At 29.9% G+C, this 8,550-nt stretch carries 8 protein-coding genes; all 8 read left to right on the top strand.

Annotation, left to right across the window (positions count from 1 at the left end; all coding sequences use genetic code 11):
• Nucleotides 1-729: HAMP domain-containing sensor histidine kinase (locus tag BT997_RS03825; protein ID WP_143145152.1), on the top strand; the 729-nt coding region annotated here is incomplete at its 5' end.
• On the top strand, nt 710-1,372 hold the full coding sequence (locus BT997_RS03820; protein ID WP_072680114.1) for a response regulator transcription factor: 663 nt from the start codon (nt 710-712) through the stop codon (nt 1,370-1,372). The genes BT997_RS03825 and BT997_RS03820, both read left to right, overlap by 20 nt.
• Before the next feature lie 179 nt (nt 1,373-1,551).
• On the top strand, nt 1,552-1,806 hold the full coding sequence (locus BT997_RS03815) for a DUF4212 domain-containing protein (RefSeq protein WP_072680113.1): 255 nt from the start codon (nt 1,552-1,554) through the stop codon (nt 1,804-1,806).
• A gap of 12 nt (nt 1,807-1,818) precedes the next feature.
• A complete protein-coding gene (locus BT997_RS03810; protein ID WP_072680112.1) occupies nt 1,819-3,696 on the top strand; it encodes a sodium:solute symporter family protein in 1,878 nt (625 codons plus the stop codon).
• 185 nt (nt 3,697-3,881) lie between these two features.
• The gene (locus tag BT997_RS03805) at nt 3,882-5,699 is read left to right on the top strand and encodes a DUF294 nucleotidyltransferase-like domain-containing protein (RefSeq protein ID WP_072680111.1); all 1,818 of its coding nucleotides are present in this window, start codon (nt 3,882-3,884) and stop codon (nt 5,697-5,699) included.
• The gene (locus BT997_RS03800; RefSeq protein ID WP_072680110.1) at nt 5,699-6,331 is read left to right on the top strand and encodes a 3'-5' exonuclease; all 633 of its coding nucleotides are present in this window, start codon (nt 5,699-5,701) and stop codon (nt 6,329-6,331) included. Before BT997_RS03805 ends, BT997_RS03800 begins: the two co-directional genes overlap by 1 nt.
• 242 nt (nt 6,332-6,573) lie before the next feature.
• Nucleotides 6,574-6,888, top strand: coding sequence for a DUF485 domain-containing protein (locus BT997_RS03795; protein ID WP_072680109.1), 315 nt, complete (start codon nt 6,574-6,576; stop codon nt 6,886-6,888).
• Complete coding sequence (locus BT997_RS03790; protein WP_072680108.1) at nt 6,888-8,537, top strand: cation acetate symporter; 1,650 nt, start codon at nt 6,888-6,890, stop codon at nt 8,535-8,537. Before BT997_RS03795 ends, BT997_RS03790 begins: the two co-directional genes overlap by 1 nt.
• Nucleotides 8,538-8,550: the final 13 nt, after the last annotated feature.

The following is an 8,550-nucleotide window of genomic DNA, read 5'->3' as shown; positions in this document are numbered from 1 at the left end:
CATATGCTTGAAGATTTAAATACACATCTAGAAGAAAAAGTTAATGAACAAACAAAAGAACTAACAAATCTTATTGATTCACAAAAACAGTTTCTTAAAAATTCAGTTCATGAAGTAAATACTCCCTTATCTATTATAAGAACAAATATAGATTTATTAAAAATGCATACGCCAAATAACAAATATATATCAAATATAGAATCAGGAACAAAAATTATTCAATATATCTATGATGATTTGTCATATTTAATTAAAAAAGATAGAGTTGATTATCCAAAGGAATATATTAATTTTTCAGAATACTTAAAATCAAGACTAGATTTTTTTCACGGTGTTGCAACATCAAATGAATTATTTTTTATTACAAATATTGATGAAGAGATTTATATAAAATTTAATAAAACAGAGTTACAAAGAATAGTTGATAATAATATATCTAATTCTATAAAATATTCATATGTAAAATCTCCAATATATATAAGACTTACATATTTCAATGATGAAATAGTAGAGTTTAGTGTAAAAACAAATTCAGATGAAATTACAGCTCAAGAAAAAATCTTTAATGATTTTTATAGAGAAAATAGTTCAAGAGGTGGTTTTGGCCTTGGATTAAGGATTGTAAAAGAGATTTGTGATAAAAATTTAGTTATAATCAAACTTGACTCAAATGATAAAGATACGAAATTCACTTATAGGTTTAAAATAAATGAAAATACTGCTACTTGAAGATGAATTAATGCTAAACAATGCAATATCTGAATATTTAAGAGATATTGGGCATATGGTTGAAAGTTTCACAGATGGTGAAGAAGTTGTTAATAGTGTAGATACAAGTTTTGACTTACTTATTCTAGATATTAACGTACCGAAAAAAGATGGTTTTGAAATATTAGAAGATTTAAATAAAAAGAAAATCTATATTCCTACTATATACATATCAGCGCTTATTGATATAGAAGATATTACAAAAGCATATGATTTAGGATGTAGAGAGTATATTAAAAAACCTTTTCATTTAGAAGAACTAGGTATTAAGATAAATCAAATACTTAAAAAAGACCAAAATAGTACTTCACATATTAGATTTTCTGAAAACTATTCATATTCTAAAGATAAACAAACTCTATATTTTAGTGGAGAACCTCAAACTCTTACAAAGAAACAATTAGAAATTATTCACATACTTGCACTTAATATTAATATGATTGTTGACTTCGAAAGATTTAGAATTGATATCTGGGGTGGAGAGAATATTGATAATCCTACAATAAGAGCAGAGATTTCAAGACTAAAAAAAGCATTAAAAGAAGACTTTATCAAAAATATCAGAGGATTAGGTTACAAAATTGACAGATATTATTCTGTCTAACAAATCCCTTCAATAAGCTCATTCAGAGCTTATTTGCTACGCTAATACTACACTCAAAAAAAATTTATGTAAAAAAAATGTAATTGCTACCTTTTTGCTACATTGACTTATTATACTTTCAAGGTTGAATTACTAAAAACTATTTAAGTTTATTAGTAAAACTTTAAAAGGAGATCTAAATGAGTCCAGAAAAAGCTCAGGCATATTGGAAAGAAAATATTTCAATGATCATGAAACTACTTGTAGTTTGGTTCGTTGTTTCTTACGGATGTGGTATTTTATTCATTAACGAACTTAATGCAATAGAAATAAGTGGTGTTAAGTTAGGATTTTGGTTTGCACAGCAAGGTGCGATTTATGTATTTGTTGCATTAATTTTTGTTTACGTTAAGGTTATGACAGGAATTGATGAAAAATACGGTGTTAACGAATAGGAAAGGATTATTATGGAATTACAATCAATGATTTACCTATTCGTAGGTATTACATTCGCAATTTATATCGGTATTGCATTATGGGCAAAAGCTGGTTCTACTAAAGAGTTTTATGTTGCAGGTGGAGGGGTTCACCCAGTAGCAAATGGTATGGCAACAGCAGCGGACTGGATGTCAGCAGCGTCATTCATTTCTTTAGCAGGTATCATTTCTTTCAAAGGTTCTGATGGTGGTGCTTACTTAATGGGATGGACTGGTGGATACGTTCTACTAGCTATGTTATTGGCTCCTTATTTAAGAAAATTTGGTAAATTTACAGTACCTGATTTCGTTGGTGACAGATATTATTCTGATACAGCGAGACTTGTTGCAGTTATCGGTGTTATCTTCGTTTCGTTCACATATGTTGCTGGACAAATGAGAGGTGTTGGTATCGTATTCTCAAGATTCTTACAAGTTGATGTAAATACAGGTGTTATCATCGGTATGGCAATCGTATTCTTCTATTCTGTACTTGGTGGTATGAAAGGTATTACATATACTCAAGTTGCACAATATGTTGTTATGATTTTTGCATATATGATTCCTGCAATTTTCATTTCATTACAAGTAACTGATACATTCTTACCTCAATTAGGTATTTTTGCACAAACTACTTTCGCATTTGATGATGGTGTTAAAGTAATCCCGGAAGGAACCTATCTGTTGCATGCTCTAGATACTGCAGTTTCTGACTTAGGATTCAAAGAGTATACACAACCTGGTAACTTATGGAATACATTTATGTTAACTACTGCATTAATGCTTGGTACTGCTGGTTTACCACACGTTATCGTTAGATTCTTTACAGTACCAACTGTTAAAGATGCTAGAGTATCTGCTGGTTGGGCATTAGTATTTATTGCGATTATGTATACAACTATTTCTTCAGTTGCTGCATTCTCAAGAATTAACTTAATCAAAAATGTACAAAACGTTGAATATAAAGCGTTTGTTGCTGGTGAGTTAAAACATGCTGACGGAACTCCAAATAATGGTGGATGGTTCAAAACTTGGGAACAAGGTGGACTATTAGCTTGGACTGATAGAAATGGCGATGGTAAAATTCAATATGCTCCTGGTGCTGCTTTTGATGCTAAAAAAGGTAAACCTGCATTTGATGGAACTAACGTTGGACCAAGTGGTGAAAGAAAAACTACAAATGGTAAGCCATATGTAGAAAATGGAAAAATTCAAAACGAATTATATGTTGATAGAGATATTATGGTACTTGCAAACCCTGAGATTGCAAACTTACCTAACTGGGTAATTGCATTCATCGCAGCTGGTGGTCTTGCAGCAGCATTATCAACAGCAGCTGGATTATTACTTGTAATTGCTTCAGCTATTTCACATGACTTAATGGGTCAAGTTGTATTTAAAGATAAAGAAACTGGGAAATCAACATTAACTGAGAAATCAGAGTTAATGTGGGCAAGAGTTTCAGCTATCGTTGCTATTTGTGTTGCTGGTTACTTAGGAATTAACCCTCCTGGTTTCGTTGCACAAGTTGTTGCATTAGCATTCGGTATTGCTTCGGCAGCATTCTTCCCAACAATTATCCTTGGGGTATTTGATAAGAGAATGAACAAAGAAGGTGCAATTGCAGGTATCTTAACAGGTCTTATTGTAACTGTTGGTTATGCAATTTACTTTATCTGGGGTCCAGGAACACCAGATCAGTACTTCTTAGGAATTTCTCCTGCATCATTTGGTACAATTGGTACAATCCTACATATTCTTGTAGCATTTGCTGTATCTAGAATGACTCCAGAACCTCCTCAAGAGATTCAAGATCTTGTTGAGAGAATCAGAATTCCTTCTGGTGCTGGTGACGCGGTAGATCACTAATCAAACTAAAAAGTCAACCTTCGGGTTGGCTTTTTTTTTACTCTAATTTATACAATTTTTTTGTATTATTTACTAATATAAAAAAATTGTATTATATAAATGCCAAATTACTAAAGATGTGAATTCCCATATTTTTACATTATTTTTAACTATAATCAATACTATTTTATGCATGAAGGAATACTATGAGTCTTCGAGATCAAAAATCTTTTTTATCAAATATTCACCCTTTTGAATTACTAACTGAAGAGCAAATGGATAGATGTATTAAACATATGGATATTGCCTATTATCCTAAAGATGAAGTATTAATTACTCCCGAAAAAATACCAGATCATTTTTTTGTAATTATAAAAGGTAGTGTACATGAGTATAATGAAGAAGAAGTACTTATGGACTATCATTATGAAGATTCTTTTGATGCTAACTCATTAATATATGCTAAAACGAAGAACAACTTTAAAGTATATGAAGATTTAATTTGTTATGAAATTGAAAAAAATATTTTTCTTGAATTAATTGAAAAAAATGATGGTTTCAAAGACTTTTTTCTAAATAATCTTGTAAATAAATTTCAAACTCTAAAAGATAAAGAGTATACTTCTGAGCTTTCAACATTTATGATTGCAAAAGTAAGTGATACTGTTTTACATCCACCATGTATCGTTGATAGTGGAACAAGACTTATTGATGCAATTGAAAAGTCTATGGAGTATAAAACTTCAACAATAATTGTAAAAAAAGAAAATAATGAATATGGAATTATCACAGATTCATTGCTTAAAATAAAAGTATTATTAGAAGGTAGAGATTTAACAATACCAGTTGATGATATTGCAATATTCCCTTTATTATCAGTAAACCAAGATGATTACTTATTTGACTCATTCTCTTTATTAATTAAAAAGAATATTAAAAGAGTTGGGGTTGTTGATAACGATTGTAATATGATTGGTATTTTAGAACAAATTGATGTCTTATCACATTTTGCAAATCATACATATGTTGTAGATTCAAAAATTAAAAATGCTAAAAGTATTGGAGATTTAAAAGATGCAAGTATTGAATTAATCAATACTATTAAAACACTAAATGCAAAAGGTGTAAAAGTAAATCATATATCAAATTTAATTGGTCAATTAAATACAAAAGTTTATAAAAAGCTATACACGTTAATGTTGCCAGATGAAATGCAAGCTGATGCATGTCTTATTGTAATGGGAAGTGAAGGTAGAAATGAACAAATCATGAAAACTGACCAAGATAATGCCTTAGTTGTCAAAGATGGAGTTGATGTTGAAAAATATAGACCTTATATGGAAAGAATCACTCAAACTCTAATTGATTTTGGTTATCCTCCATGTGAAGGTAATATTATGGTATCAAATCCATTTTGGTGTAAAAATGTAGAAGATTATAAAAAAGAGACTGCTAAATGGATTGAAGCACCAGATATGCAAAATTACATGGATTTAGCAATTTTCTTTGATGCTTATGCAGTTGCAGGAGATAAAGAATTATTAATTAATTTAAAAGATGATTTATTTAATAAACTGCATGATAAAGATGTTTTTATGGCATATTTTGCAAAAGCTACTCTAACTTTTGACACTCCAAGTACCGTAGCAAATTTTATGACAAAAACACATATTCTTGATATTAAAAAAACTGGTGTTTTCCCAATAGTACAAGGGATAAGAAGTCTTGCATTACGTGAAAAAATCAGAGAAACTACAACAATAAAAAGAATAAAAATATTAGAAAGTAAAAAAGTATTAGAACATGATATGGCACATGAATTACTTGAAGCTTTTGATGTTTTAAATACATTAAGACTAAAAGCACACTTATTGATGATTCAGGATGATAAAGAAATTAATAATGAAATAGATACTCACTCTTTAGGTAAGATTGAGAGAGATTTACTAAAAGATAGTTTTAAAATCGTAAATGATTTTAAAAAATTTATTAGCTATTCATTTAAAACAGATAAGATTTCATAATGTTTAAAAAATTTATAAAAAACTGGAGAAGAAAGAATCTAAAAGATAAAAGATATGATTTTCTTTTTGAGGATGCTCCAAAAGATGAATATGTATGTTTAGATTGTGAGACAACTGGCTTAAGTCCTAAAAAAGATGAAATTCTTTCTATAGGTGCAGTAATCATCAAAGAAAATAAAATCTTGATGAGAAAAACTTTAAATATATTTGTAAAACCTTCAAAAAATGTAACTGAAGAGTCAATCAAAATTCATCATATAAGACCTATTGATTTAGAAAATGCTGTAGATCCTAAGGATGCTATTTTAGAACTTTTAGAATTCATTGGAAATAGAACAATTGTAGGATACTACATTAAATTTGATATTGCAATGATTTCAAAATATACAAAAAAATATATTGGGATTAAACTTCCTAATCATTCCATTGAGGTATCTTCAATGTATTATAAGACTAGACCAAAAAACTCTGAATATCAATTTATTGATTTAAAATTTGATACTATTATGAAAGAGTTAGAAATTCCTGAACTTGGAAAACATGATGCTTTAAATGATGCAATAATGACTTCAATGATATTCCTAAAACTAAGAGAAATGACTCCTGCAAACTCTACATTTTATACAGGATAATTAAAAATTCACATTACTTCGTAGCAATAAAATAGCATATTCTTTTTTGTTATTTTATTGTTGTAACTATTTGTTACTGAATATGTATTCATACTTAATCTTGACTTAAAAATCAACTTTTAAACTAATCTACAAATTATTAGATGTATAATCTACATTATTTTTGTAATGCTATTTTTATGCTACTAAAAGTATAAGAAATTGTAATATAAGAAAATAAGTCTAGAGGAGAGGACGGATCTATGAACGATCAATTAGTACAGAAAATAAAAGCTAACCCCAACTATCAAGAGTTAGTAAAAAAAAGAACTGGTTTTGCTGTTAAATTAGGCATTTTCATTTTAGTTATGTTTTATACATACATTTTAACGATTGCATTTAACCCTACAGTACTTGGAATTAAAACTGGGGAAGGTGTTATGACTATAGCATTCCCTGTTGCAGCTGCAATTATTATTATTAGCTTCATTACAACATTAATCTACGTAAAAAGAGCAAATGGTGAATTTGAAGATTTAACTAATAAAATTAGAGAAGATGTAAAGGAAGAATTATAATGTTAAGAATATTAGCACTTATTTCAATTTTTGTAGTTGCAATGTTTGCAGCTGGTGATGCACAGTTTGAAGCAACAAAAAGAGAGCTTAATATTCCTGCAATTATTATGTTTTTTATCTTTGTTGGTGGTACTTTAGGTATTACTTACTGGGCAGCAAAAAGAACTAAATCTGCATCAGATTTTTATACGGCAGGTGGAGGAATTTCAGGATTCCAAAATGGTATGGCAATTGCAGGTGATTATATGTCAGCAGCATCTTTTTTAGGATTATCAGGACTTGTTTATTTAAAAGGTTATGATGGTCTTGTTTATGCAGTTGGATTTTTAGTTGGTTGGCCAGTAATTTTGTTCTTAATGGCTGAGAAATTAAGAAACTTAGGTAAATTTACATTTGCAGACATTGCTGCATATAGACTTGGTCAAAAAGAGATTAGAACTCTTGCAGCACTTGGTTCTTTAGCAGTTGTTACTTTATATTTAATTGCACAAATGGTTGGTTCAGGAAAACTTATTCAAGTATTATTTGGATTAGAATATGAATATGCCGTAATTTTAGTTGGTGTAATGATGATTGTTTATGTAACATTTGGTGGTATGCTTGCTACAACATGGGTACAAATTATCAAAGCAGTATTACTTTTATCTGGTGTTACTTTTATGGGATTCATGGTATTAAGTCATTTTGGTTTTTCTTTTGAAGCATTAGCTACAAAAGCTGTTGAAACACATACTTTAGGACAAGATATTATGGCTCCAGGAGGCTTTATCTCTGATCCAGTCTCTGCAATTTCATTAGGTTTAGCACTTATGTTAGGTACTGCTGGTCTTCCCCATGTACTTATGAGATTCTTTACAGTAGGAAATGCAAAAGAAGCTAGAAAATCTGTTGTTTATGCAACTGGATTTATTGGATACTTTTATTTAGTAATTGCAATTATTGGTCTTGGAGCAATTGTTTTCTTAAACTCTCCAGAAGGACAAGCTTATTTTGTTGACGGTAAATTATTTGGTGGAAATAATATGGCAGCAATTCATCTATCTCATGTTGTAGGAGGAAATGTATTTCTAGGATTTATTTCAGCAGTAGCATTTGCAACTATTTTAGCCGTTGTATCTGGACTAACTCTTGCTGGGGCATCTGCGATTTCTCATGACCTTTATGCTTCTGTTATAAATACAAACTGTACAGAAGAGCAAGAAATTAAAGTTTCAAAAAGAGCTACAATTGCTATTGGTATAGTAGGAGTGGTATTAGGTATTGCATTTGAACAACAAAATATTGCGTTTATGGTTGGTCTTGCATTTGCAATTGCAGCATCAGCAAACTTCCCAATTCTTTTCTTATCAATTTACTGGTCTAAATTAACAACAAGAGGAGCATTAATTGGTGGACTAATGGGTCTTATTACAGCTGTTGTTTTAGTTATTTTAGGTCCCGTTGTTTGGGTATCAGTTTTAGGAAATGCAGAAGCAATTTTTCCATATAAACACCCTGCTTTATTCTCTGTATCTATTGCCTTTATTGGTATTTGGTTTTTCTCAATTACTGATAATTCTCAAAGAGCAAAAGATGAACAAAAAGCATTTGAAGCTCAGAATGTTAGAGCTGAAACAGGATTTGGTGCAGATGGAGCAGTTGATCACTAAGTATATTTAATAG

This window comes from Arcobacter sp. LA11, assembly GCF_001895145.1.
Taxonomy (GTDB): domain Bacteria; phylum Campylobacterota; class Campylobacteria; order Campylobacterales; family Arcobacteraceae; genus Halarcobacter.
Note: the sequence above shows the minus strand (reverse complement) of the source record. Positions and strands in the feature narration are given on the sequence as shown.